The sequence below is a fragment of the Proteiniphilum sp. UBA5384 genome, from assembly GCF_002410825.1.
In the GTDB taxonomy this organism is placed as follows: Bacteria; Bacteroidota; Bacteroidia; order Bacteroidales; family Dysgonomonadaceae; genus Proteiniphilum.
Genome location: NZ_DHOS01000013.1, coordinates 12816 through 13188, shown reverse-complemented (window position 1 = coordinate 13188; position 373 = coordinate 12816). Strand labels below are relative to the sequence as shown.

Sequence of the window (373 nt, the reverse complement as noted above, 5' to 3'; positions counted from 1 at the left end):
CGGAAGTCCGTTCACTCATGAAAAAGGAAGGACTGGAAGACCTGGTAGAGGTGGAACACTATTTCCTGCAGCGCATGGCAGACTCCGTGAAGGTCCTGGGCAAGACAGTGATCGGATGGGATGAAGTGGTCACTGCCGGACTTCCGGCAAACAACACACGGGTGATGTGGTGGAGACACGATCAGCCCCAGCTGCTGGAAAAAGCCCTCACCATGGGTTACGGCACCATACTCTGCCCGAGGATACCTCTTTATTTCGATTTTGTACAGCACGAATCCCATACCTCGGGACGTAAATGGGATAGCGCCTTTGCTCCTATTGAAAGTGTCTACGAGTTTCCCAGCCTCAAACTGACCGGCGGAGTTTCTTTTTG

Annotated in this window: 1 protein-coding gene; it reads left to right on the top strand. The window is 52.5% G+C overall.

What is annotated here, in order from left to right:
• Nucleotides 1-17: 17 nt before the first annotated feature.
• Nucleotides 18-373 (top strand): family 20 glycosylhydrolase (locus B4G81_RS04535; protein WP_294080559.1); only part of this gene is annotated, 356 nt, incomplete at its 3' end.